Raw genomic sequence first — 23,826 nt, forward strand, 5'->3', positions numbered from 1 at the left:
TTAATAATAATGTGGGGGTAATGTAGGGTTGGGGCAGTCTGATTAGGGGCAGTTGGCTGTGAAGGAAGCTTAATATTTATTGAGAGGGGTGATAAAATGGGTTCAATAAATAACCTTTATCATTAAAAATAAATTTATTTTCAATTTTTATTAAAAACTACTCTTGAAAATGGGGGTGAGCTTAGTAAAATTAAGTTTTTATCTTATTTTTGTGTGAAACACACACTTTTTAATTCTTAATTGCCCCAATATGAGATTTGGAAAATTATTAATGGTAATGGCTATGAGTATTTTTTATTCTTGGAGTGCTATTGCCCAGTCTGCGGTGGATGTGATGCCGCTTCCGCAGGAGGTAAAATTGAATAATGGTAAATACCGCCTGACTTCTGATTTGAAGTTGAGCGTAAATGGTGCTAATGAACATCTGGCAGCGGCCTCGGGTCGTTTTTTAAGAGCACTGGATGCTCGTACGGGCCTTTGGTTTCCACAGCATTTTATTGAGACGAATACAACGGATGCCGCTTTCCCGATGCAGGTAAGTATGGGGCGTGCCGGGAAATTGGAATTGGGAGAGGATGAATCCTATTCGATTACTATTACGCCTGAGCAAATTCAGGTGAAGGCCGCAACGGATTTTGGTGCGATGCATGCCTACGCGACGCTACTACAATTGGTGGAATCGGATGGCGAGGGGTATTATTTCCCTACCATGACGATAGAGGATGCGCCGCGATTCCCATGGCGTGGGCTAATGATTGATGTAGCGCGCCATTTCCTTCCGGTGGATGTGATTAAGCGCAATCTGGATGGGATGGCTTTTGTGAAAATGAATGTGATGCACTTCCACCTGTCGGATAATCAGGGATGGAGAATTGAGTCGAAGAAATTTCCGGAGTTGACCGAGAAGGGATCGGATGGAGAATTTTATACGCAAGCCGAAATTAAAGATATAGTAGCTTATGCTGCTGCAAGAGGTATTCGTGTGATGCCGGAGTTTGATGTGCCGGGACATGCAACCGCGATTTTAGCGGCATTTCCGGAGTTTGGTTCTGATCCAAGCATTACGGAATATCAACGAGAGGTAAATGCCGGTATTTTTGACCCGACTTTGGATCCGACGAATGAGGATTTGTATCCGTTTCTGGAGGAGCTGTTCGGAGAAATGGCGGCATTGTTCCCGGACGCTTATTTCCACATTGGTGGGGATGAAAATGAAGGACACCACTGGACAGCCAATGCGGATATCCAGGCTTTTATGAAGGAGCATGAGCTGAAAGACAACCATGAATTGCAGGCTTATTTCAATGTGAAGGTGCAGGCGATATTGGAGAAGAATGGAAAGAAAATGATGGGCTGGGAGGAGATTATGGAGCCTGCGATCCCAACGACGGCGGTGATTCATTCCTGGAGAGGGGAAAATGAACAAATGGCTCCGGGTGAGAGCCTGGTGGAAGCGGTACAAAAAGGTTACCCGACGGTATTGTCAAATGGTTTTTATATTGATTTATTATGGAAGGCGGAAGACCATTACCTGAATCGGGTGATGCCTTTGCAACTGACGAAGCAGGAGGAGAAGGATTTGATTTTGGGTGGAGAGGCGACGATGTGGTCGGAGCTGGTGACGCCTGTGACGGTGGATAGCCGAATTTGGCCACGCACTGCTGCCATTGCGGAGCGCCTTTGGTCTGCTACGGAGGTGCGGGATGTCCGTGACATGTACCGTCGTTTGGAGATCGTAAGTAATCAGTTGGAAATTGTTGGCTTGCAGCATGTCAAAGGGCGCGAGGGTATTGTGAGATTGCTTTCCGGATACGGGGATACCCAGCCACTATGGAATTTGATTAATGTTGCCGCGCCATTAAAAAATTATACCCGTAACCCGGGCGGTACCATGTACAACAGCTATTTCTCTTTCCAAAAATTTGCGGACGCTTGTGTGGCGGATGCGCCGGATGCTTTGGCTTTCCGTTATTTGGTGGAGGATTATCAGGCCGGTAAGCAGGGCAATGCGGCGGAGATTCAAAAGTACCTGGAATTATGGAAATCCAATGATGCTGCCCTTCAGTTGGTGATTGAAAAGAACCCGGTACTGAAGGAAGTGTCGGATTTGTCTCAGCGGTTGGCGGCAGTAGCTCAGGTAGGTTTGGATGCCATGGATAAAAATGTAAAGAAAAATGGCAGCTGGAAAAAAGCCGCTGTACAAACGCTCGTTGCTGCGCGTGAGCAGGGTGGACGTTGTGAGTTACAGGTGGTGGACCAGATTGCGGCCTTGGCCGGTTTGGAAAAGAAGCTTTCTGCTGCAGAATAAATGCTGATTTGTTTTAAAAAATTTGTTGAGATAAAAAATTGTCTTTGATGTTTGTGCCGTGGTCCTGCTAAAGGGTCACGGCTTTTTTGTTTTTGTCTCCGAATCTTAAGCCGGATTATTCTTGCTTAAATCCTCGTATAGCTGTAAGGCGGGAAAAATGAAGGAATTTTTCCTATTTCGAGTTTTTCCCAACGAAGCAGTTGAATGAGAAGAAAGTAAGCTTGCCCAAATTTGGGCTATTATAGATCAAAGAAAATTAATTATAATGAACCGAAATTAAGCCACTTGCGATCAGTTAATAAATTTAGCGGTGAATAATTCGGCTTAAGAGTGTGTTTAAAAGACAAGATTTCTAGCGAAAAATTGATTATCGTCAAAGTGATGCAGGATTATTTTGAGAGAATAGGATGGCTATTTTTGAGAAATTATCCAAAATCGCCTCCAATAATTCGAATTTGCAGCCGGATGGTGTGCTTTTAAACACGCTCTTTAACAGATGCCGGTATTTTCCGGCTCCAAAATTCTCCTTATTTACCAGAAGCCACTGAATAGTACTTTGTTGTCCCCTGATTAGTGACATCTTCATGATTCACTTCTTCGACCAACAAGTCAATCCACTGTGGAGCATTTACTGGCGGCTGTATCCCTGCAATTGCCTGATCAATCACCGGAACAATTTCCTGATTCGGATAATGCCATAAAGTATCGGCCACCTTGATCACCTTCAGGTGGGTAATGGGTGATGTAAAAGGAGATTCATCCAAATGAATTCCCCAGCCCTCCAAATGGTCTTCGGTATTTCCGGAAAGATATTGCATATTATTCCATTGAAATGTTCGACCGTTCTCCGTAGTGAGCTCAATATCATAACGGTATTCGCGGTTGTATACGATGGAATCCTCCGGATCATCACTTTCCTCCTCAGGATAACTGAAGCGGTACTGATTGTTTTTTAGGAAATTTTCTTGTTCCAGCCGGATATAATAGGTGATGCCATTTTCAGGGTTGGGGTGTTCCATTTCGGAGGTACAAGCCGTTAATGCAGCTGCCAGTGCAGTTATTGATAAAAATATTTTCTTCATTATTACTTTATTTCACGCAATATATAAAGTGTTATGGGTAGAATAAATAGTAATTTTAAATTAGTTATATAAAGTAATAAAGTTCTTCGGTATGCTTTTATGACGTCCTTTTAGGTGGGTGCCCATATCCATTGGTGGCATGTCGAAAATCGTTTTTTTAATTTTTTAAAACCCATTTTTCGAACGATACAGGTGTTTTTTATCTCAAAATCACCTACGTAAGATCAATATATTCGACAGCCTAATCCCTCGCTGATTAATCCGTTTTACTTAAAGTTCTGCTCGTTGTTCAGTGGATCGAAATTTTCAGAGAATCCTTCCTGGCTCAGGGTTTTCAGATCCGTATTTTCCAGCATGAAGGTAAAGGAGGCCCGGACTTTTTCATAGCGGAAATGCAGGGGACAGGGCTTTTCATCTGAGCATTTTTCAAAACCAAGGCCACAGCCATGCATCAGCTGCGGGCCGTCGATAATTTCCACAATTTCGTAAAGATTGGTTTCCAGCTGTTGTTGGTTCAGAAAGAAACCGCCTTTGGGACCTTTGAAAGATTCTACCAGCCGTTGCCGGCTCAGGTTTTGTAAAATTTTGGCGGTAAAAGGTTCCGGAGATTCGATGGCACGGGCAATCTCTTTGTAGCCGGTGCGTTCTCCCTGCTGACTTTTCGAGGCAATGAATACCAATGCTCTGATGCCGTAACTGCATGCTTTTGAAAACATAATTGCGCTTGCTGTTTGCTTTCAAAGGTAGGGGAAAAAATTAAAAAATAATAAAAGATCTTTTGGTCTTTTATTTGCGATGTATATCTTTGAACCATATCAGTCATCGGTTGAACCTATAAAGGATAAAAAAGTCTTTTACTATAAATCATAAGCTCATGGAAGCCAGTTTATCAAATCAAAAAATCGGACAATTAGTCGCTCAGGACTATCGCCTGGCCGCGGTATTTAAAAATTTTCAAATGGATTATTGCTGCGGTGGCGATATTTCCATTAAGGAGGCCTGCCAAAGAGACGGGGTTTCAGAAGAGGAATTGACGGGCCAATTGGCGGAGGTAATGCGTGCACCAAAAGGAGAGCAGATAGATTTTGACCGCTGGCCTTTGGATTTACTGGCAGATTATATTGAGAAGACTCATCACCGCTATGTCAGACAACAGATTCCGCAAATTCAGGCTTTATTAAAGACGATCGTAGAGGTACACGGTGAGCATGAGCCGCATCTTGCAGAAATTCAGAACCTTTTTGAAGGATGTGCTCAGGCAATGACGGCTCATTTAGCAAAAGAGGAGATCATTCTGTTTCCTTTTGTGCGGGAGATAGCGGAAAATCCGGATGCGGAGACTTTATCTCAAAAGGATTTGTCCGGCCCACTGGCGGAAATGGAAGAGGAGCATGATGGGGAAGGCAACCGTTTTAAGGAAATCTCCCGTATTACGAATGCCTACACTCCTCCCAAAGATGCCTGTCCTACTTATCAGCAGACTTATGCGATGTTAAAGGATTTTGAGGACAATCTGCATCAGCATGTGCATTTGGAAAACAATATGCTGTTTCCCAAAACCCGTCAGCAGCTAAGACAATTATTGGATCAATAGGTCTATTTTGATTTTAACCCTAACAGGCTCTAAAAGGGGCAGTCTTTTTGCAGGCAAAATAGCGGAATGGGAAATAAAGGTTTTTTCAGCAAACTGTATAAGCAGTTCAAAGCGTGGCACAAGTATTTAGGCCTGGCCTTGTCTGTTATCATCCTTTGGATGAGTGTCTCCGGTATTTTATTGAATCACCCGGATTTGATTGCGGAATTGTCAGTGCATAAGGATTGGGTGCCGGAAGAATATACTCCTCAAAACTGGAACAGGGGGGTATTGTCGGATGCATTATTTCTGTCCGGTAAGCATTTCTTCTTTGCCGGTAAGCAAGGCATTTGGGAAAGTCAGGATGGTGGGGCCACTTATCAAAATGCTAGTGACAAAGGATTTGAACCTGCGCCATATTATAAAAAAACCAATGATCTGTTTCTTTTGCCCGATCAGCAAAAACTATTGGCGGCCACCTATGGTGGGCTTTGGTTGTATGATTTAAAACAGGAGAAATGGCAGCGCCTGGCAGCAGGAGAATATGCACGTGAACAATTTGTAAAAATTCTTCAGCGAAAAGGAGAATTGCTGGCATTTTCCAAATCGGGCTTGTGGGTAGCCCCCCTGGATCAACCCACAGCATTCCATCCACGAAGGTTAACGCAGGCCGGTTTGGAAGAAATGGACCTCATCTCTTTCTTTTTTGCTTTGCATTCGGGTTGGTTGTGGGGGAGCGGCGGACGATTGGTCGTGGATGTCATTGGTTTGCTGTTAATTTTTCTGACGCTGGGTGCTCTGCTGGTTTTTTATATCAAGCAACGCAAAGTGAAGCTTTCAATCCGGCAAAAACGTTGGCTATCGTGGAATATTCGCTATCATCACCAAATTGGTTTCGCCTCTCTCTTTTTCCTTTTGGTCATCGGAGGTACCGGCCTGTTCATGCGGCCGCCTTTACTGGGGGTACTCATGGACAAAGCGGTGGGCGGGCACTGGCTGCAAACCACCGTCATGGTGAATCCATGGTACCACAGCATTCGGAATGCTACTTATATTCCGGAGACCGATGAACTGATCATTGATACCAGCAAAGGCTTGTATCAGGGACCGGCAGAGGGGCAGCAGCCTTTTGAAAAAGCGTACTGGCCGGCGCATATTTTCCCGATGGGCGCTACTGTTTTTGATTATAAAGGGGATGGTGATTTCCTGCTGGGTTCCTTTTATGGTTTACATAATGTCCGTCAGGGGGATGATTTTGCCCTGGATTTGCTCACCCAAAAGCCCGTTTATCCCGAGGACTGGAACTTCCGCCCTAACCGCCTGATGACTACAGGGTTCTTTATTGATCCCAAAGGGGTAGCGTACCTTTCCGCCTATGGGCAGGGACTACTTCCCATGAACCCTTTTTTACAATCCGAATATCCGATGCCGGCCGAAATAGCCACTGAATATCGCATGCCCCTGTGGAATTTTATGTTCGAATTGCACAATGCGCGACTATTCAGACCCCTGTTATCCAAATGGGTGATCCTGGTCAACCCGCTGTTAGGTATATTTTTTGTTGTTTTGTGCATTACCGGTGGTTATGAGTATGTCTGGCGCAGACGGAAGTCATGGAAATCCACCCTTAAAAAACGATTAAAAAGATAGATGAATAATTCCGCAGAAAGACATCTGCAAACGGTCGAACAAGTTTTACACGACCTGTCCGTAAAAATTCAGGCTGCAGAGTGGACCCTGAAAAACATTCGCCTTATGGCATGGCCTTCCATATTGTTGTGTCTGCTGCTGGCCTCCGGGCTATGGCATTTCAGCAATTACAGTGTTTTGGTGGGGATTTATGCCCTGAATCTGGGACTGATATTCCCTTATCTGATCAAAATTACGATGGATCGCATCGTTCAGAAAACGGAAAAGAAGCTGGCCAATATGAAGGAAGGGGTCCGTATTTATGAAGAGAAAAAAAAGCGTTTTCAGAAAGCCTTGCATCATTAAGCCGGAATTATTTAGTTTAAATTATCAATTCCGGTGGTTAGAAAATTGAAGGATTGGTTTAGCTTTTGAATTTTTCGAAAGGAATAATGGACCACATTAAGTTCCTCCCATTGGCAGCTTAAATTCTGAATAGTTGTTTTAGCGGACAGGCGGTCTCGGGTTTGCCTTATAAATGATAACACTTCATCTCGCGTCAAAGATGTGCCAGTGGTTTTGCTTCTTTATGGTATTTATTCATGGAATATTCTGACCGTGGGTTTAGACTGTAAAAATCGGGAAATACAGTATTTGCTATATTATTTTATGTGAATCAAATTAGGACGGTTCTGGTACTGTGATTCTTTCGTAAATGTCTCAAATTTACCGAATGGTAGTCTAATTGAATCTTTTTTGCTACTTTCATAATTAATTTTGGTTTCTTGTTAATATTTTCGGTAATCGCTATTTTATATTCAGGCAATGTTTTTTGATATATGATTTGGATGAGATTTTTTTTAGCCGTTTGGTTTTTTACTGGTAGTGCTGTTACACTTTTTGCTCAGGAGGGGAAATACAAAATCCGGGAAGTGGAGTATGATCAGGATAGCACTGGCAAAATGATTATCCTCAAGAATCTTGAATATCGAAGGATTTACAATGATAACTCATGGGGATTTATTGATCAATCCGGAGATATTGTGATTCCATTGAATAAATATAAATTCCTTAACCCAATGGATGAAGAAGGCATGATACTCGCCAAAAAAGGGAATAAAGAGGGCTTTATCGATATAAATGAAAATATTATAATCCCTTTTCTTTATGATGATGTTGGCGTTTTTTCTCATTCCACGGCTTTGGCCCCGGTGGCTAAGGGGAATAAACAGGGGTTTATAAACCGAAAAGGAGAGCTCGTTATTCCCCTGGAATATGATTATATATCCAGAGTTGTTTACTTTTATGCGCCGGGAATTGCTGTCCTTAAAAAGAATGGGAAGTATGGGGTTATTAATGCCCTCAATGAAACGATTATTCCATTTGAGTTTGATGAAATGAAGCATTGGCGAAAGCACGGAATGATTACGGCCTGGAAAGGAGGGAAGTGGACTTGCTTTACTCCTTCAGGATCCCCCCTATCAGGTTATTGTAATTATCGTATTTTGTCGGATTCCTATTCCAGCCGGCTACCGGCAAATAGTAAAGATTTACCAATTTTGGTTGAAAGGAATTTTCAAAAAAATGCACGGAATAATAATTTTAATGCTGATTCGATAAAATCCGAATTTGCCTATTTGGATAAACATCAAAATGAGGTGGTGCCTTTTGGTAGATTTGATAAAGCAAAGAATTTCGGTCTTGGCCGTAAAGCCATTGTGGGAAAAAATGGGAAATATGGTATTATTAACGATCAGGGAGCAGTGGTTCTACCACTGATTTATGAGTTTATTGAAAGGCCCTATCACTATAGTAACTATTCTAATATTTTTTTAGTCCGAAAGGGAAGTGAAGTTTCGATATTTGATAAACAATTAAACAACATATCATCGGAGCGCATTATTGATTATGACCTAAGCGGGGGAAGTATTATTGTGACCAATACCGCTAAGAAGAAAGGCCTTATTGATTATGAAGGTCATCAGCAGATTCCTTTCCTTTATGATACCCTATATGCTGGCGCTGGCAGGGGAAAAAAATATATTGCCACCAAAGCGGGGAAGTATGGGATGTTAACGGCCGAAAACCAAATCATTCAGCCATTTAAATACAGCTATATTTATGATAACGTCTTTGTTGATTTGGAGGGCAAATGTGGGATTTTTGATAAGCACGGACGTTTAAAAATTCCATTTGAGTATGATGCTATTTATCCTACTTGGTATGACAATTTTTTTCCCAATAAGAATACTTATATCGTGGAGCAGGGTGGGAAAATAGGTACAATTGATGATGATAACAATGTTATCATTCCCCTCATCTATGATGGACTTTCCGGTTGGGTGGAATATGGACCTATGGGTCATTTTGCTAAAAAAGACGGTAAATATGGTTTAATTTCTCCTGAAGGTAAGGTGTTGATTTCAATAGCGTATGAATATGTTGGATTGCCAGCGAAGGGGGTTTGTGCGGTCCGCAAAAATGGTAAATTCGGGCTTGTGTCTACGAGTAATCAAGTGATCCTGCCATGCATATATGATCATTTGTATTTAGATATTCCCTATTTCGAAATTGATTTTATAGATGATGAAGATCTCGATCTTCCATTGAAAAAGGAAAAATCATTGATTGTGACACGGCAGGGAAAAAAGTACACCTATTATGACATTAATGGAAGTGAAATTCAGACTGATGTCCCCATGGCGGAAATACAAAGAAAGTATGGAAGTAATTTAATGCATTTTACTGACTCCAATGAACATTATGATTTTGATCTTAAACAAAAGGGTGGTTTACAAAAAATTAAAGAGGAAAATGATAGAATAAATCATTTATACCTGAAAGGGAAAAACCGGTTTTGATTTTTAATTGATAAGGATGATTTAAGGCGTCAATTCCAATATTAAAAGCTTTACTAAGCCTTATAGTCGTTAATGTTTGAGTTCAATTCTTCTCCGTTCCCGGTTTTGAAACCACGATTCCCTACTTTGAGAAGTCCTTACAGCCATTTGGTTTTAATGGATTATTTCTTAGCAGGAAAGAGAGGAGTCCCTGCCTTGTGGAAGATAGGTTTAGCTAAAATGGATGAAATTTCAAATAGATCCGTGGGTTAGCTTTGATTTTGGTAATCGTTAAATTTGGCGGATTTTAACAAATATTTCCCAGGGTATTGTAGAAGCTGCTTATTCCCAAAAGCATCACAATAAATAAAAAATACTATAAATCATCCCCAAATTAAAACCGGCATGACATACAATGGCAGCCAGCAGGGAGCCTGATAACTCCTTCATTTTGAAAAAAAGCCGGCTAACCAAAAACATACTACAAACCCACAAAAGGGTGGGCAGGAAATAAAAGTCCCAATGGCCATTATGGTAGACCAATCCAAAATGGGCGATATGAGTAAGGGCAAAAGCAGTGCTGTCAATATTGGACGCTTTTTTGTCTCCCACTGAGCGAGCAAAAGTGCCGTGGACGATTCCTCTGAAAAATAATTCTTCTCCAATGGGACTAAAGATCATCCCGGTGGAGGCCATAATGCCGAATAAAATCCGTTTATCATCCGCGGAGATTTGCTCCGGAATATTATAGGATTGGCCGATATATACATACCAATTTTGAAGGGAGCCATCAAAGAGGGTTTTCCCGATATAATACAGCACAAGGCTAAAAATAATGCCGGCAATCAGCCCAAGTAATAGGATTTTTGGTCGTTTGGGGCTTTTAATGCCAATTTCAGCTCTGCCTGTTCCGGAAAGGAAAATAAAAGGGATCAATGCGGAGCCGAACATGATGGCCCCAATAGGACCATAGTTTCCGGTTTGATTAGCCATCAGCACTAAAAAGAAACGAGGGATGCAGATGAGCAGTATCAAGAATAGGCCGAATTTCCAGTCATAGGTAAAAACTTTCCTCCATATTGGTTTTATGGTCGAACTCGCCAACATTGGGCCATTTCTCAGGGAATTATTGGAATCTGCCATTATGTGAATATAGAAATAATTAATTATATTTTTTATCGGAATGATTTCCGGGCGTGATTAAAATTGGAATTCAATCTGGCAGAGCAGTAGCCCGGGAAGTGCCTAAGCCGTTGTGTAATGGAAGTGAGATTGGCTGACAGCCTTTTCATTAGGTTTTTTCAAACGGATGGCCATTCGGCTTTGGGACATGCTGAGGAATATTGCCCTAATTACAAGCCTGGCTTAATAGCACAGAATGCGGCTGCAAATTCGACTTATTGGAAGCGATGTTAGATAATTTCTCAACAATAGCGATGCTATTCTCTCCAAATATCCGGGCATCGCTTTTGCCTTAATCAAATTTTCGCTGCTGGTTTTGGCTTTTAAACAGGCTTTAAAAAAACAGGTCGTTTTGCTGCCAATGCTCAACGACCTGTTTTCAATCATATTCAGTTATTTCTGTTTTCCCAAATAGTCATTCATTTGGGTGGGTGATTTATTAATAAAATTATTGCTCCCGATAAGCCCGTTTATAAAACTGCTGAAACAGGATTGGAAAGACAAACAATGTCAGCAATGTAGCGGAGACAATCCCCCAAACGATTACGGTGGCTAATGGTCGTTGAGACTCTGATCCGATACCTACGGAAAGCGATGCCGGGATCAAGCCTACAAAGTCAGTAGTGGCAGTCATGAGTACTGGTCTGATTCTGCTTTTCACCCCATCTTTAATGGCCCAATCCAGGTCCATGCCCTCGCGGAGGTTCTGTTTGAATTTGCTTAATAAAATCACGCCATTTTGAACGCATATCCCGAACAGGGCAATAAATCCCACGCCGGCAGAAATGCTAAAGTTTACGCCCATAATAAGCAATCCAATAATGCCACCAATCAGTGCAAAGGGAACGTTCATCATCACCAGTGAGGCATCCAGCTTATTATTAAAAGTGCTTAGCAGAATCAGGAAAATCAAAAGAAATACGATAGGTACGACCTGCTTCAGCCTTTTTTGAGCGCGTTCCAGATTTTCAAACTCCCCATTCCAGGCCACTTGCATCCCTTCTTCCAAATTGATTTGCTCCTCAAAAGCATTTTGCGCATCGGCAATGGCACCGCCAAGATCCCTCCCTCTGACCGAAAAAGTCAGGGCGATAAAACGATCCATGTCTGAGCGATGGATAAAGGCTGGACCGGTTCTTAGGGAAATCTCTGCAATCTCGCCCAGACGAACCTGTTGCCCCTGAATCGTGGGGACCATCATATCCGCAATAGCGGCAGCATCCTGACGGTATTCTTCCTTGTATCGCAGTTGGATGTCAAAGCGTTTTTCGCCCTCATACATCTGGGTGGCTGCTTTCCCGCCTATGGCCATCTCAATAACCGAGTTAGCATCCTGAATAGTGACCCCATACATCGCCATTTTATTTTCTAATAATTTGATGCGCAATTCCGGCTGACCGATCAGTTTAACGACCATCAGGTCTTCAATGCCCTCTACCTCTTTAAGCACACCGTAAGCCTGCTCAGCATAGGCTTCCAGCTTTTCTAAATCCGGGTGATAAATTTTTAAAGCCAGAGCACCTTTTACCCCGGAAACCGCCTCCTCCACATTGTCCATGATGGGTTGGGAGAAATTAAAATTTATACCCTGATAGGAGGCCAGGGTTTGTTCCATCTGCTCAATGAGTGCTTCTTTGGAAATGTCGCGTGGCCACTCTTCAGCAGGAAGTAACTCCACATGAAATTCTATATTGAAAAAGCCCGTGGGGTCCGTTCCGTCATTTGGGCGTCCGGTTTGCGAGAGGACGGCCTTCACCTCCGGAAAAGCGCGCAAGTCCGTCCGGATCTTTTGCGTAATTTCATTGGACTGTCCCAGCCCTGTACTCAGTGGCATTGAGGCACGTACATAGATGGCTCCTTCATTGAGTTGGGGTAAGAATTCAGTACCCATTTTGGAGGCCAATAGGAGGGAAGATAATAAGGCGGCCGAGGCTATAGATAGGGTCGCTTTTTTGTGACTATAGGCCCACATAAACGTGCCATACACCCCTTTTTGTAATAAGCGAACAAAGAGGTTATCTTTTTCCCTTACATTTTTATTAAGCAAGAAGCTCGCCATCACCGGCACCAGCGTCAGAGAAAGAATCATGGCGCCCAAAAGCGCAAAGCCAAAAGTATAAGCCAAAGGAGAGAACATTTTGCCCTCTACTTCCTGAAAGGCGAAAATGGGTACCAGCGCCAGGATGGTGATTAATTGGCTGGAAAAAAGGTTCTTTCCAAGCTCTGAACCTGTTTTTTTGATCAGCCCCATCTTGGATAGGCGGTTGTAACGCTCCATTCCCAACTTGTGGGCTTTTTTATCTAATACGACAAACAGTCCCTCCACCATTACCACAGCGCCATCGATTATGATTCCAAAATCAATGGCGCCCATCGAGAGTAAGTTTGCTGACATGCCTTTTGCCCGCATGCAGATAAATGCAAATAGCAGGGATAGCGGAATAATAATCACTACCATGGCCGTGGTACGCCAGTCCGCCATAAAGAGCAATACAAAGATTACTACGAAGAAAATTCCTTCCGCTAAATTTTTGGTTACGGTAGAAGTGGTATAGGAGATCAGGTCCGAGCGATCATAATACGGTACAATTTGCACATCCTCCTTTTGCAGCATTATATTGAGTTGGTCGATTTTAGCCTTCAGGTTTTCTATTACCTGTTTCGGGTTTTCTCCGCGTCGCATTACCACTATACCCTGTACGACATCCGGCTTATCATCAAGCCCGACAATCCCCAATCGGGGCTTGTGTGTTTCCTGAACGGTGGCTACCTGACGTAAAAGGATAGGTGTGTCATCGATATTATCCACAATGATAGAGGCAATTTCCTGCCTGTCTTCCAATAAACCAAGGCCACGAACCACATAGGCTTGTCCGTTCTTTTCAATCACATCTCCCCCAACATTAACGTTGGAGTTTTCCAGCGCTTCAAAAACCTCCAGAGCGGTGATATCATATTGCTGTAGTCGGAGGGGGTCTAGCGATACTTCGTATACTTTTACCTCGCCACCAAAACTGACAATATCCGCTATTCCCGGTACGGACCTTAAGTATTTTTCAACCGTCCAGTCCTGTATGGTTTTCATTTCCCGTAAACTTTTGTGGTCGGATTGAAGGGTGTAACGAAAGATTTCACCCGTGGGACCCGAAAGTGGCTCGATCTCAAAATCCACATCCTCGGGAAACTCCACACTCTGGATTTGATTTAAGACCCACTGGTAACACTGAAAGCCATCCGCTTCATCTCCGAAACTTACCGTGACCACTGACAACCCAAACAAAGAAATGGAACGCACGTTTGTTTTCCCCGGTACGGCATTCATTTCAATTTCTACCGGGATAGTGACAAATTTTTCGATTTCCTCAGCACTTCTTCCCGGCCATTGTGCGATCACACGGATCTTGGGGTTGGTCACATCGGGGAAGGCTTCAATAGGAGTATTCAGGTAGCTGACTACCCCTGCTGCTATCAATATGGCAGTCATAAAGAACACCAGATAGCGATTGCTCAATGAAAATGAGATGATAAATTCTACAAATTTTCGCATGGATATAATTGCTTACTGGTTGCCAAATTTTTCCTCCTTGAGTAAGTGATTATAGACCATTAAAGGGTAGGAAATCACGACTTCTTCTTCCGCCTGCAAGCCACTTTGGATAAAGGCCTTGTCTTGATGTTCACCCCAAAGTTGCACCGGCTGTTTTTGGCACTGTGCTCCGGATTTGGTAATGACATAGTGCTGGTTATCTTCGAAGATAATCGCTGAGGAGGGGACTGTGGCCAGTGGCTGGTCCCCTTTTCGCACCACATAGGCATCCATAAACATCTGAGGCATCAACAAGAAGTCCCCGTTTTCTAACTTTACTTTGGCTTTCATCACTTTGGTCTCCTCATCCAGTACCCGGACAAATTGGGAGATCTTCCCGGTGAAGGTTTCATCCGGGTAGGAGATAGAGGATAGCTTTACTTCCTGGCCCAGGGCAATTTTTCGAATGTCGGACTCGTAAATATTAAGGCTTACGTAAACCTCAGACAGGTCTGCCACCACAAACAGCGGAGCGTCAAAGTCTTCCCCGATAAGCATATTGCGTTTTAGATTGCGCTCGGTAATGATGCCGGAAATTGGCGCTTTTATTTTTTGAATTCCCCCGTCTGCATCACCCAGTATTTGCAGCATTTGTTCCATGCGTAGCACTTCCGCCTGAGCTGATCTGAGTTCGCCATCGGCGACAATCAAATCTTTTTCTGAAGCCATTCCCGCTTCATACAGATCTTTGGTGAGGGCATATTCCTTTTCCTCTTTTCGTACTTCATATTGGGCCGAGAGTAAATCTTTGCTCAGTTCGGCCATTTCTGAGGAGCGAATAGTGGCCAACACCTGACCTTTGGCCACCTGTTCGCCCACGTTTACATTTACCTGTTCCACCTTGCCCGGAAACATAGAAGGAATTTCCAGCTCCTGATCCGGCAAAGGTTCCACTTTACCGGTAAAGTGGTTTGAAGTTTGCGGAATTTGCAGCTTCACCTGAGTGGTTTTTAACTGTGGAGCCAAGCTTTGTAATTGTACGGGCTGCTTATCCTCTTTTGAGCCCTTGCAGGCCATTGCAAAGAACAGGCTGCTTAAAATATAGAGATGATATGATTTCATGATAGACTTAGTATAGATTGAAATAATTTTGGCCAATAGCGAAATTGATTTTTTCCAGATCCGTATACACCTGCTTGTGCAAGTCCAGACATTCTTCTACGCCTTCCAGAAATGACTCATAATAGTCGATAAATTCAATCAGGCTGAGTTGGTGACTTTGGTAATTTTTCAAAGCACCATCAAGCATTTCATCAAGGTATTGGAGCATTTGCAGGTCGGTTTCCTCGGCCACCTCCATGGTGGCTACTAAATTTTCAAAAGCCAGAAATACTTCATTGGAAATTTCGGTTTGCTTTTGCTCCTGTCTGATTTGGGCTTGTAAAATTTCTACCTTCGAAGCCTTGACAACTCCCTGGTTACGATCAAAAAGAGGGATGTCAAAACCTACCAATAACCCCCAATAATCGTTTTGGGCCGCTCCACGTCGATCGTAAAGTGCCCCAATAGAAAGGTCGGGGACGGCTTCTGATTTTGCTAGTTTAAGGCCTGCCTCAGCGAGTTTTAATCGTGCCTGTTCAGCTTTAAAATCAAGTCGGTTTTCAAGGGCAGCATCCAGAAAGTCATAGGGATTAAGCCCGCTAATATCCCGGCTGAGCCAAATAGCATCGGAGTTCCCCTCTAACTGAATGGCTATATGTTCTTTGATGTTAAGTAAATCTTTTAATTCGGCCGCTACTTCATTGCGTTCATGTTTGAGTGCCAGCATATTTTTATTCATGCTGATCAATAAGGTTTTAAGCCTGGTGAGCTCTGAGCGTGCAATATTCCCCTTCTCAAACTGGCTTTGATATACTTTTACCAGATTTTTCAAGGGAACTATGCCTCGTTGGTAACGGTCTAATTTGCTTTGAAGGAAGTAATACTCTCCCATATTTTGTCGCAAATCGGATTTTAATAAGCGCAATACCTCATAAAATTCCAGTGAAGTGATTTCTTTGTTAATTTGCTCCACCTCTACACGTTTCCTGCGTTTTCCAGCCGTTTCAATCAACTGGTTAATCTCTGCGACACGTTGTGCATCGTTATCATTTCTGAACCAAACACGATCATCAGTATCAAACACGGCCCATTCGATATTAACTTCAGGATTAGGCCAAAGCCGGGCTTGAATGATTTCCGCTTCTGCCAGTTCGATATTGTATTCCTCTGCGAGCAATTCCAGGTTATTTTTTAGGAATATTTGCTCCATTGCGGCCATGGAAAGGGTTAATTTGTCAGTTGTTTGAGCCCACAATAAAGTGGACGTACCCATCCCCAGCAGCAGTGCGAAAAGTTTTTTCATTGCTGTAGTATCTGCTAAAGCACCATAAATAAAATAATAATATCCGCTCGTTTAAATCCGTAGCCTACAGGAGAAAGTGGTGCATAGCCGCAAATCATCAAATATTACTTAGGCAATATTTGAAAATCCTGATGCGCTCTGGATTTTAAACAGGCGAGAAATAAATCAGAAAGATTAGCAAGAGCGGGTGATGTCTCTAATAATCTTTACTGGCTCCGTGGAGGAATTGAATCAGCATATTGCTTATGAAATAAAGGAGCTCCCGTTGCCATTCAAAGCACTTTTTTACATCCAGCCTTATTTATGGACTTTGATGTTTGGCAGCGATGATAAAGGATTCCATTCCTGCCATAGCAAGAAATGCTCTGGAAAATTATCCAAAGTCATGCCTGATAGCTTGAGTTTGCAGCCGGATAGTCTGTTTTTAAATACGCCTATAGCTGTTTCATTGGAAAAACTAAGAATAGAAAATATTCCGTCAATTTTCCGCAATGCAGCTAAAAGAGGATTTAAGTAAGAATAAGCCGCCTAATAGCACAAGCTTAGGAGCAAAGCTGTCTGATTCAATTGCGGATGCTAGGATTGGGGGGGAGGAGAAATGACTTCCAAATAGGTGGAGTTATAAAATTGGAAAGGCTCAGCGGAAAAACTATGCGCTCTCCATTTATTTTGAGAGGATAAAGAGATCATGGAGGGGGCATCACAAATGGAAGGCCCATGCAGGTGGCTAACAATCCTTGATTCATCTTCTCCTTGCTGACTATCTTCAATAGCCCAGTCGGGATAAATCATACTGATGGCCAGCTCGACGAAACTTTCGATCCGATTTTCAACCTTTTGACCCCAGATCACTTCCGCCGAAAATTCATCCATATCATTAACGTCCACACTGATATTTAACAGGTGGATGGCCATGACAAGCCAAAATATGATAAAATGATATGATCTGCAGAATCTCAAATGAATAAATATAATATTAAACAAATGTAGCTTTTAAATCAGCTTCAAGAATTAAAGAGGGGTTAAAAGCTTGATTGATTTTCGTTAAGCCCGATAAGGGAGTGAAAAATGTCTTTTTCAACGGTGGTCTTCTACATGGGTCAAAAAATGGGAGACACCAATAGGCCTATTTGCAGGGGAGTACTCAGCCTTTTAAGTAGATAATGAGGCAAAAGAAAGGCTGTTATTAAAATTCACCTGGATTATTTTTCCATTTTTCTGGCCTTTCAGCTGAATGAGGATTAATACTCGGATTATCCGATTTAAAGGAGGCCATTTACCTATTGATTTTAATGGTGCCCTTTTCGCTTGCAAGGGGCGGGCTGATTTGGTTGGAGATTACAGATCGATATACCATACTGTCTGAAATAATGCCTCTGATGCTCCGACTGTATTATAGGCAATATAAACCCACGGAATGGTTAATTGAAGGGGTGGACGGACAACCTTATTCGGCCACCTCCATCCAATCTATTTTCAGAAAGGCTAAAAAAAGTGCTAAAATAAACCCACTGGCTACTCCACATACCCTCCGGCACAGTTTTGCAACTCACCTGTTAGAACAAGGTACTGATCTTCGTTTTATACAAGAGCTGCTAGGCCATAATTCCCCCAAGACTACTGAAATATACACCCACGTAACCAATAAGAATCTTAAAAGAATTAAAAGTCCCTTAGATCAATGGTGAATATGATTATATTAGCACATAATTAACTTATACAAATAAGGTTGTGCATATAAGGGGGATATACGCAATAGGAGTTGAGTTTACACAATCGTTGTGTGGAATAATAGTATCAAAGTAACATGAAGAGAATATTGATTTTAATAATGTTGACATGCCTAATTTTCTCAAATTGCAACAGAAGAGATGGAGAATATAAAACTAGCTTACTATCTTATTTTGTTGACATTTCAGATGATGAAGATGCAGGGGTCAAGGATGTATTGGGTTTCTTTGGCGGAAAATGCGAATACTCGATTGGAATGTCTGTATTGACAGGAGAAAAAAGTAAAAAGTACTTCGAACTAAGACTATTTGATAGTGAGGCTATTGAACACTTTACTAATAACCCTAAATTCGCAGCATCCAATATTGCATACAGATTTTATAGAAATCTTAATAAGGAAAAACGGAATGAGTATACTCACATTAATCCAATAATTGTGTTTTCCGATGGCAGTGAAAAGAAATTTGAGTTTAGCACATGGGAACTTGAGGTGGTTGATAAAAGAGTACCATTTCTCAATAAAGTAGTCGACATAATCCGTGAAAATAAATATGATGATCTATTGCCTCTATTGAATGATAGAAGAGTAGTTGAATATGATAAGAATGAATTGATTGAAAATCTAAAGAAAGCTGATCCTCAGTTTGGTAATGTAACCGATGAAGGCTTTAGAATTTTTGGATATAAGATTGATGCTCTTGATAACAAGGGGAATGATTATTTATATTTGTCAGGTGCGATTATTCGTGATATTCAATCCAATGAATTTAGTCTAATTATCGATCCCTATTCTGATAAAGAGGAAATCTTTTATATGGAATACAAAATGTAAATACCACATAACAATGTATAAATTTCATAGCCAGTATAGTGATGTTTTCAAGGAATGTAGCTCGCTACATCATTCATATAGTTCGACAAGAAGGAGGCATTCAATCGGCTACGAAATTTATACTAATCCTTAGCGTGAATTTATATGAAAAAAATATTAATATATTCAAGCTGGATAAATATCATAGGTTTTTCTTTATCAACACTTTCTTTGATTTTATTCATTTGGATAAAACCATTGGCCTGGGGGGATTTCTATTTACTTATAGACTTGCTAATAAGTGCTCCATTTTTCATTGCCGGAATTGTAGTGTTGAAAAATATCCCTAAACCTCAAAAAGATAAAATTCAAAACGCTTTAATAATTGTAATTTTAGCTCTGGCAATTCCAAGCCTTGTATTGCCTTTCACTTTTGAATTAGGAGGACTAATTATTTGCCTTTTAGTATTTGTGATTGGCTATTTGGCAATAGTGAAGATAAAAAGTTCAACAAGTAAAATGATGTATATAAATACTATTGGATTCTTCTTTTTAGTGTTTATCTTAATTTTTATATTTAAATTAATACAATTTGAAAGTTGAATTCACGCTAACACGCGTTAAAATGCATAGCGAGCTACCTTCACTACACCATTTTAGGGTCAATATTAGATTTTATAATAGGAGAGGCGAAAGCAAAACGGATTCTCCTACTATCCATTCCCATTTTGAGCAACAGACAGGTCCATCAGCAATCAATGCTTCTTGCACAAGTAAAGGGTGCGATTCATTTTTTTTGAAAAAAAATCCTTCACGTGAGCATTCGCAACAAATGGGAAAAAGCGAATATGGACCCTTTTGTCGGGCACAAAAAAGTGAGGGAATGAGGAATAAATATGGACCAGCTTGAAAAGTGGTAGAAGGCGTCAGTTTTTGCAGAAATTCGTCCAGATTTTCAGGAAAAAAGCGGGATTAGCCCATTTTGGACATAGCTATCCTGCGAGAGCAAGTGAAGTCCGTTTGGTATCAAGGGAATGTACGGCCGTCAGCATTTTACCTGCGAGGATATCCGACATCAGTCGGTCAAATTGCATATTGGCTGCCACCTTATCCAGGAAGGCCCAATACCATTCAAAGAGGGGGCGGTAATAGGTGAGTAAGGTCAGGGGTTTGAAATATTTGCCCCTGGTGACTTTTCGATTAAAGAGCCCACAATGGGCATCCGGAAATTCGCTTCGCACCCGCAAATAGCTTTTTAAAAAGTAAGAGGGCCATTCGATCACCCGATAATACGTGAACCAATGGTGGTAGGGAGTGGGGCGATGGTATAATTGCTGCTTTAAGGTTTTTCCGCGCAGGTGGCGTAGCGGGATAGGATTTTTAGTGCCAGGCACTGCCAGAATCTTCCGCACCCGAGCCAGTCTTTGCGCCACCTGCGCATCATAACCGCCTCCCGGATTAGAATTCCGCTGTAATTCCCGCGTTACCGTACTGCGGTGCACGCCCAAAGCTCGTGCAATTTCACTCTTGCTCGCTCCTGCCTTCAGCAGTCTTTCGATGATATTTCTGTGCCCCTTGTTTAGTGCCATATAGGAATAGCTTGCAGGGGTGGAGATTGTTTCGGGTGGGAGTCGTGAGTTTTTTTAAATTTTTGAATTATTTCAAAGGAGTAGCAATTCGCTTATTTATCAGTACTATATGGTTGAGGATGAGCTAGCATAATATTTGAATAAATCACTTCTAATAGGTATTCTGGTCTATTGGTTAAAATGGATGTGAAAACGCTATGGACGCTATTTGATGGTGAATTTTGGATGAGCTGACCTTCAGCTTGGATGGTTAGGCCTAGGCTCATTAGGGACAGGGGGTGAAATTTGTAATTTGTTGGCGTATACTGCGGATATACGCAATTGTGTTTTGTTGTAGGGTGAACAAATGAATCAATCTCTTGCAGGATAATTCCTTGCTCAAAGTGCGAAAAGTACAATTTCATTATGGAGGCTGGATTTTTTGGAATTAGCGACTCCTAGTAAAGCCTAATTTTCTTTCTTGGATGTAATGGGGTAGTCAATAGTAGCCTATCTTCACTGCTAGTGGGTAGGTTTCTTTTTTTAGTAGATTCAGAGCGCTTGATTATTTACAATAGTTATCACACTTTTGAATCCCTAGGCAGGGGGGGAGTTGAAACATTGTGATTCTTAAAAAAATCAAAATTTCGTGAGTTTGCCGGTCAATATGATTATATTGGTAAATAAATACCTTATACAAATACGGTTGTGTAAATAAGGGGGATATACGCAATGGGAGTTGAGTTTATACAATCGTTAGCCCCAAGCCAAAGACGCAACGACAATGATGAACATTGAGATAAACATAGATTATAGCGAATATTTTTCTACTCTTCTAGGATTAGTGGCGACTTTACTAGGATTGTTGATTGCCGCAAGTACATTCATTCTACAAAATGGATTTACTTCGTTTAAATACAATCGAAATATGTTTTTAAAGCATTATTCGAACTTGAGTAAACTCTTGTTTTATGGATTCGGATATATGATTTATATTTCAATCACACAGAAATATTTTTCAAATTATTCAAAATTGCTTCTGATTATTCACATTATATTTTCACTGGTTTTTATAAAAAGCATCCTTGATTTGTATAGCCATAAAGGTTATATAAAGACTCTTTTTTCGAAAAGGTACAATCCGTATAAAGGCAGATTAAGAAAATATTTAAGATATATAAGGAATAATGGATTAATTCAAAATGTGATTCTGTTGACTGCTATTTTCATTATTGTCATATATCCAATATGGATAGCAAAACTAGATACTGGGTGCTTTTGGTTGACCGAAAAATCCGCATTTCTTAGCACCGCGTCTCTTTTTATTTATAGCATCTATTATTTGATAAGCATCATTCCAGAATTTTATGGTTTCTCAATTCAAGAACTTGAGAACATTGTTGAGTCCGAGAATGACACTAATAATAAGCCTGAAATTGACATTGATTATAAGAGAGAATTAGAAACATTAAAAATAGCATTGATTAAGAATGGATACAATGAGCTGAATCCCATAGCACCAAAGCCATTTCTTGATGGAGAACTAACTAATAATTTGAGAATTGGAGATTATTCAGAAGCTTTTTTTGTAATAAACATTCGAATAAAAGATTCTGATGTGTTTCAAACTAGAGATGCAGTTGAAAAATATGCTTTTGAACTATATAAAAGTATAGCCACGATTAGAATTGATATTAACTCATTTGTGTTGTCAATCTTTGTGGAAATTGAAGGTGATAAGCAAAGAAACATATTTATGAGGCTTAACAGAAAAGATTTAAAAGAATTGATTTTAAGAAATTTTACTGCAAAAGATTTTGTAAATGGAATTGAGAATAAACTGTTTGATGAATTATATAGAGATTTGTAAAAAAGGCCAGGGGCTAACAAGCGGTCATAAAACATTGCGCGGATAGTGCTAAAATTGAACGAATTAACATTTAATCAACGACTTAGCAGGCTGATAAGTTTGTGCTTCGAAATGCGCAACATTTCATACCGCAGGCCGTTATGCAAAATTTTAAAATCGTACCTAGCTGCAAAATGAATAACACATAAAATGGATTATTATGATAAACTTTGAAAAAATTGCTCCATATCTTGAAGACCCTATAGTATTAATAGGTTTTTTCATTTTTGTTGTCTTTCTCCTTTTAAGATTTATAATTAAGAAGGGCATAATACCAACTTTGACTAAGAAGGATGGATTTTCTTTTCTAAAACTTATTTTATTATATGGTTTTATTTTTGGCATAGTCTTAATGGGACTTGGGTTTGGTTTAAAATATTCAGAGATGTCAAAAAAAAGACAAGCTGTGATTATAAATCAATTGAATTCAGAGCTAAATGAAAACCTCAAAACACTTAATGAATTAAAATTAAACACTGAGAATTTCTTAAATATAAATATTCAATTATCAAGTGTTATTCGAACTGAAGGAATTGAATTAATGGTTTTAATGTTTCCCGATATAAATTTAGACCTTGATTCGACCGTAAACACAATAGATTTAGCAAATAATTCTTTCAATTTTATAATTGAAAACAAACTACACGAGAATAAGCTTCAAATGGATAGGCTTGATGAAGCTGGGAAAACAATAAGAGCAACGATTAATCAAACACTTTTGACCTTGAATTCTTTAGCAGACCTTGATAATTCAAGATATGTCATCAATAAAACAATATGGGTTTCAAATTTGGAAAGCTATAAAAAGATTGACATTGTTGACATTACTAAATTTCAAGATATATATGCTGAATTACAACTTATTCGTAATGATTATAATGTAATTGCTTCAAACAGCATAAATTTTTACCAAAGTGTTTCAGACTTTTTTGACCCCAAACAGCAAATTAATAAAATACGACTTGCTAAAGTATTGACGAATGAGAGACAAACATATCAGCTAATTCATGACTATTCTCTGAATATACACAATGCGATTAAAAAAGTAAATACTTTAAAATCTCAAATTGAATAAAAAAAACTTCTCATAATAAATAGGAATACGATCGGTCTGCAAGACCCAGCGAATATTCCTGGTTGAACTACACCCCTGAGCGCAAGGAACCCTCGAGCTGATGCTATGTGTTTTGCGGTAAGTTTCTCCAGGATTTCTTTATCCCTCAGCCTTTTTTACAAAAATTTGAAGCCAAAGATCATCAAATA

The 23,826-nt window shown here is 40.6% G+C and carries 19 protein-coding genes; 11 read left to right on the forward strand and 8 right to left on the reverse strand.

Annotation, left to right across the window (positions count from 1 at the left end):
* Positions 1-283: 283 nt before the first annotated feature.
* Positions 284-2,308 carry a beta-N-acetylhexosaminidase gene (locus AAA970_RS21850; protein ID WP_338238999.1) on the forward strand — a complete coding sequence of 675 codons (2,025 nt, stop codon included), beginning with the start codon at positions 284-286 and terminating at the stop codon, positions 2,306-2,308.
* A 527-nt stretch (positions 2,309-2,835) separates the two neighbouring features.
* On the opposite strand, the gene AAA970_RS21855 is transcribed toward AAA970_RS21850, so the two are convergent.
* Both AAA970_RS21855 and AAA970_RS21860 read right to left on the reverse strand, forming a co-directional pair.
* A complete protein-coding gene (locus AAA970_RS21855; RefSeq protein ID WP_338239000.1) occupies positions 2,836-3,390 on the reverse strand; it encodes a hypothetical protein in 555 nt (184 codons plus the stop codon).
* Between the two features lie 266 nt (positions 3,391-3,656).
* Positions 3,657-4,106, reverse strand: coding sequence for an RrF2 family transcriptional regulator (locus AAA970_RS21860; protein ID WP_338239001.1), 450 nt, complete (start codon positions 4,104-4,106; stop codon positions 3,657-3,659).
* Positions 4,107-4,264: 158 nt separating this feature from the next.
* On the opposite strand from AAA970_RS21860, the gene ric reads away from it, so the two are divergent.
* The 4 genes from ric to AAA970_RS21880 all read left to right on the forward strand — a co-directional run bounded on the left by ric (position 4,265) and on the right by AAA970_RS21880 (position 9,453).
* Positions 4,265-4,984, forward strand: a complete 720-nt coding sequence (gene ric, locus AAA970_RS21865) for an iron-sulfur cluster repair di-iron protein (RefSeq protein WP_338239002.1) — start codon at positions 4,265-4,267, stop codon at positions 4,982-4,984.
* A 66-nt stretch (positions 4,985-5,050) separates the two neighbouring features.
* On the forward strand, positions 5,051-6,613 hold the full coding sequence (locus tag AAA970_RS21870; protein ID WP_338239004.1) for a PepSY domain-containing protein: 1,563 nt from the start codon (positions 5,051-5,053) through the stop codon (positions 6,611-6,613).
* A complete protein-coding gene (locus tag AAA970_RS21875) occupies positions 6,614-6,958 on the forward strand; it encodes a hypothetical protein (RefSeq protein ID WP_338239005.1) in 345 nt (114 codons plus the stop codon).
* Positions 6,959-7,440: 482 nt separating this feature from the next.
* Positions 7,441-9,453 carry a WG repeat-containing protein gene (locus tag AAA970_RS21880; protein ID WP_338239006.1) on the forward strand — a complete coding sequence of 671 codons (2,013 nt, stop codon included), beginning with the start codon at positions 7,441-7,443 and terminating at the stop codon, positions 9,451-9,453.
* Positions 9,454-9,789: 336 nt separating this feature from the next.
* On the opposite strand, the gene AAA970_RS21885 is transcribed toward AAA970_RS21880, so the two are convergent.
* From AAA970_RS21885 to AAA970_RS21900, 4 genes are all read right to left on the reverse strand, one after another.
* Positions 9,790-10,575 carry a CPBP family intramembrane glutamic endopeptidase gene (locus tag AAA970_RS21885; protein WP_338239007.1) on the reverse strand — a complete coding sequence of 262 codons (786 nt, stop codon included), beginning with the start codon at positions 10,573-10,575 and terminating at the stop codon, positions 9,790-9,792.
* Between the two features lie 487 nt (positions 10,576-11,062).
* Complete coding sequence (locus AAA970_RS21890; RefSeq protein ID WP_338239008.1) at positions 11,063-14,161, reverse strand: efflux RND transporter permease subunit; 3,099 nt, start codon at positions 14,159-14,161, stop codon at positions 11,063-11,065.
* 12 nt (positions 14,162-14,173) lie between these two features.
* On the reverse strand, positions 14,174-15,262 hold the full coding sequence (locus AAA970_RS21895) for an efflux RND transporter periplasmic adaptor subunit (protein WP_338239009.1): 1,089 nt from the start codon (positions 15,260-15,262) through the stop codon (positions 14,174-14,176).
* Between the two features lie 7 nt (positions 15,263-15,269).
* On the reverse strand, positions 15,270-16,544 hold the full coding sequence (locus AAA970_RS21900; protein ID WP_338239010.1) for a TolC family protein: 1,275 nt from the start codon (positions 16,542-16,544) through the stop codon (positions 15,270-15,272).
* Between the two features lie 217 nt (positions 16,545-16,761).
* Here AAA970_RS21900 and AAA970_RS21905 point away from each other — a divergent pair, with 217 nt between their 5' ends.
* Positions 16,762-17,061 (forward strand): hypothetical protein, encoded by a 300-nt coding sequence (locus tag AAA970_RS21905; protein ID WP_338239011.1) that lies wholly within the window; start codon positions 16,762-16,764, stop codon positions 17,059-17,061.
* Between the two features lie 59 nt (positions 17,062-17,120).
* Here the strand turns inward: AAA970_RS21905 and AAA970_RS21910 are convergent, their stop codons facing one another.
* Positions 17,121-17,459, reverse strand: coding sequence for a hypothetical protein (locus AAA970_RS21910; protein ID WP_338239012.1), 339 nt, complete (start codon positions 17,457-17,459; stop codon positions 17,121-17,123).
* Between the two features lie 464 nt (positions 17,460-17,923).
* Between AAA970_RS21910 and AAA970_RS21915 the strand changes: the two genes are divergently transcribed.
* The 3 genes from AAA970_RS21915 to AAA970_RS21925 all read left to right on the forward strand — a co-directional run bounded on the left by AAA970_RS21915 (position 17,924) and on the right by AAA970_RS21925 (position 19,689).
* Positions 17,924-18,232: a tyrosine-type recombinase/integrase gene (locus tag AAA970_RS21915; RefSeq protein WP_338239013.1), complete on the forward strand. Its 309-nt coding sequence runs from the start codon at positions 17,924-17,926 to the stop codon at positions 18,230-18,232.
* A gap of 119 nt (positions 18,233-18,351) precedes the next feature.
* Positions 18,352-19,107, forward strand: coding sequence for a hypothetical protein (locus AAA970_RS21920; protein ID WP_338239014.1), 756 nt, complete (start codon positions 18,352-18,354; stop codon positions 19,105-19,107).
* Between the two features lie 144 nt (positions 19,108-19,251).
* Positions 19,252-19,689, forward strand: a complete 438-nt coding sequence (locus AAA970_RS21925; protein ID WP_338239015.1) for a hypothetical protein — start codon at positions 19,252-19,254, stop codon at positions 19,687-19,689.
* Positions 19,690-20,078: 389 nt separating this feature from the next.
* On the opposite strand, the gene AAA970_RS21930 is transcribed toward AAA970_RS21925, so the two are convergent.
* The gene (locus AAA970_RS21930; protein ID WP_338239016.1) at positions 20,079-20,675 is read right to left on the reverse strand and encodes a helix-turn-helix domain-containing protein; all 597 of its coding nucleotides are present in this window, start codon (positions 20,673-20,675) and stop codon (positions 20,079-20,081) included.
* A gap of 1,321 nt (positions 20,676-21,996) precedes the next feature.
* Between AAA970_RS21930 and AAA970_RS21935 the strand changes: the two genes are divergently transcribed.
* Entirely contained in the window at positions 21,997-22,524 is a 528-nt protein-coding gene (locus tag AAA970_RS21935; protein WP_338239017.1) for a hypothetical protein, read from the forward strand.
* A gap of 199 nt (positions 22,525-22,723) precedes the next feature.
* Positions 22,724-23,638, forward strand: a complete 915-nt coding sequence (locus AAA970_RS21940; protein ID WP_338239018.1) for a hypothetical protein — start codon at positions 22,724-22,726, stop codon at positions 23,636-23,638.
* The last annotated feature ends 188 nt before the right edge of the window (positions 23,639-23,826 follow it).

Source organism: Persicobacter diffluens (assembly GCF_036244895.1).
Taxonomy (GTDB): Bacteria; Bacteroidota; Bacteroidia; order Cytophagales; family Cyclobacteriaceae; genus Persicobacter; species Persicobacter diffluens.

What these genes read in the sequence shown, in the direction of transcription:
- AAA970_RS21860 (WP_338239001.1), bottom strand. Translation starts at nt 4,106, where the DNA reads ATGTTTTCAAAAGCATGCAGTTACGGCATCAGAGCATTGGTATTCATT.
- ric (WP_338239002.1), top strand. Translation starts at nt 4,265, where the DNA reads ATGGAAGCCAGTTTATCAAATCAAAAAATCGGACAATTAGTCGCTCAG.
- AAA970_RS21900 (WP_338239010.1), bottom strand. Translation starts at nt 16,544, where the DNA reads ATGAAAAAACTTTTCGCACTGCTGCTGGGGATGGGTACGTCCACTTTA.
- AAA970_RS21855 (WP_338239000.1), bottom strand. Translation starts at nt 3,390, where the DNA reads ATGAAGAAAATATTTTTATCAATAACTGCACTGGCAGCTGCATTAACG.
- AAA970_RS21850 (WP_338238999.1), top strand. Translation starts at nt 284, where the DNA reads ATGAGTATTTTTTATTCTTGGAGTGCTATTGCCCAGTCTGCGGTGGAT.
- AAA970_RS21895 (WP_338239009.1), bottom strand. Translation starts at nt 15,262, where the DNA reads ATGAAATCATATCATCTCTATATTTTAAGCAGCCTGTTCTTTGCAATG.
- AAA970_RS21930 (WP_338239016.1), bottom strand. Translation starts at nt 20,675, where the DNA reads ATGGCACTAAACAAGGGGCACAGAAATATCATCGAAAGACTGCTGAAG.
- AAA970_RS21925 (WP_338239015.1), top strand. Translation starts at nt 19,252, where the DNA reads ATGAAAAAAATATTAATATATTCAAGCTGGATAAATATCATAGGTTTT.
- AAA970_RS21910 (WP_338239012.1), bottom strand. Translation starts at nt 17,459, where the DNA reads ATGGCCATCCACCTGTTAAATATCAGTGTGGACGTTAATGATATGGAT.
- AAA970_RS21870 (WP_338239004.1), top strand. Translation starts at nt 5,051, where the DNA reads ATGGGAAATAAAGGTTTTTTCAGCAAACTGTATAAGCAGTTCAAAGCG.
- AAA970_RS21880 (WP_338239006.1), top strand. Translation starts at nt 7,441, where the DNA reads ATGAGATTTTTTTTAGCCGTTTGGTTTTTTACTGGTAGTGCTGTTACA.
- AAA970_RS21940 (WP_338239018.1), top strand. Translation starts at nt 22,724, where the DNA reads ATGATAAACTTTGAAAAAATTGCTCCATATCTTGAAGACCCTATAGTA.
- AAA970_RS21920 (WP_338239014.1), top strand. Translation starts at nt 18,352, where the DNA reads ATGAAGAGAATATTGATTTTAATAATGTTGACATGCCTAATTTTCTCA.
- AAA970_RS21890 (WP_338239008.1), bottom strand. Translation starts at nt 14,161, where the DNA reads ATGCGAAAATTTGTAGAATTTATCATCTCATTTTCATTGAGCAATCGC.
- AAA970_RS21885 (WP_338239007.1), bottom strand. Translation starts at nt 10,575, where the DNA reads ATGGCAGATTCCAATAATTCCCTGAGAAATGGCCCAATGTTGGCGAGT.
- AAA970_RS21875 (WP_338239005.1), top strand. Translation starts at nt 6,614, where the DNA reads ATGAATAATTCCGCAGAAAGACATCTGCAAACGGTCGAACAAGTTTTA.
- AAA970_RS21915 (WP_338239013.1), top strand. Translation starts at nt 17,924, where the DNA reads ATGCTCCGACTGTATTATAGGCAATATAAACCCACGGAATGGTTAATT.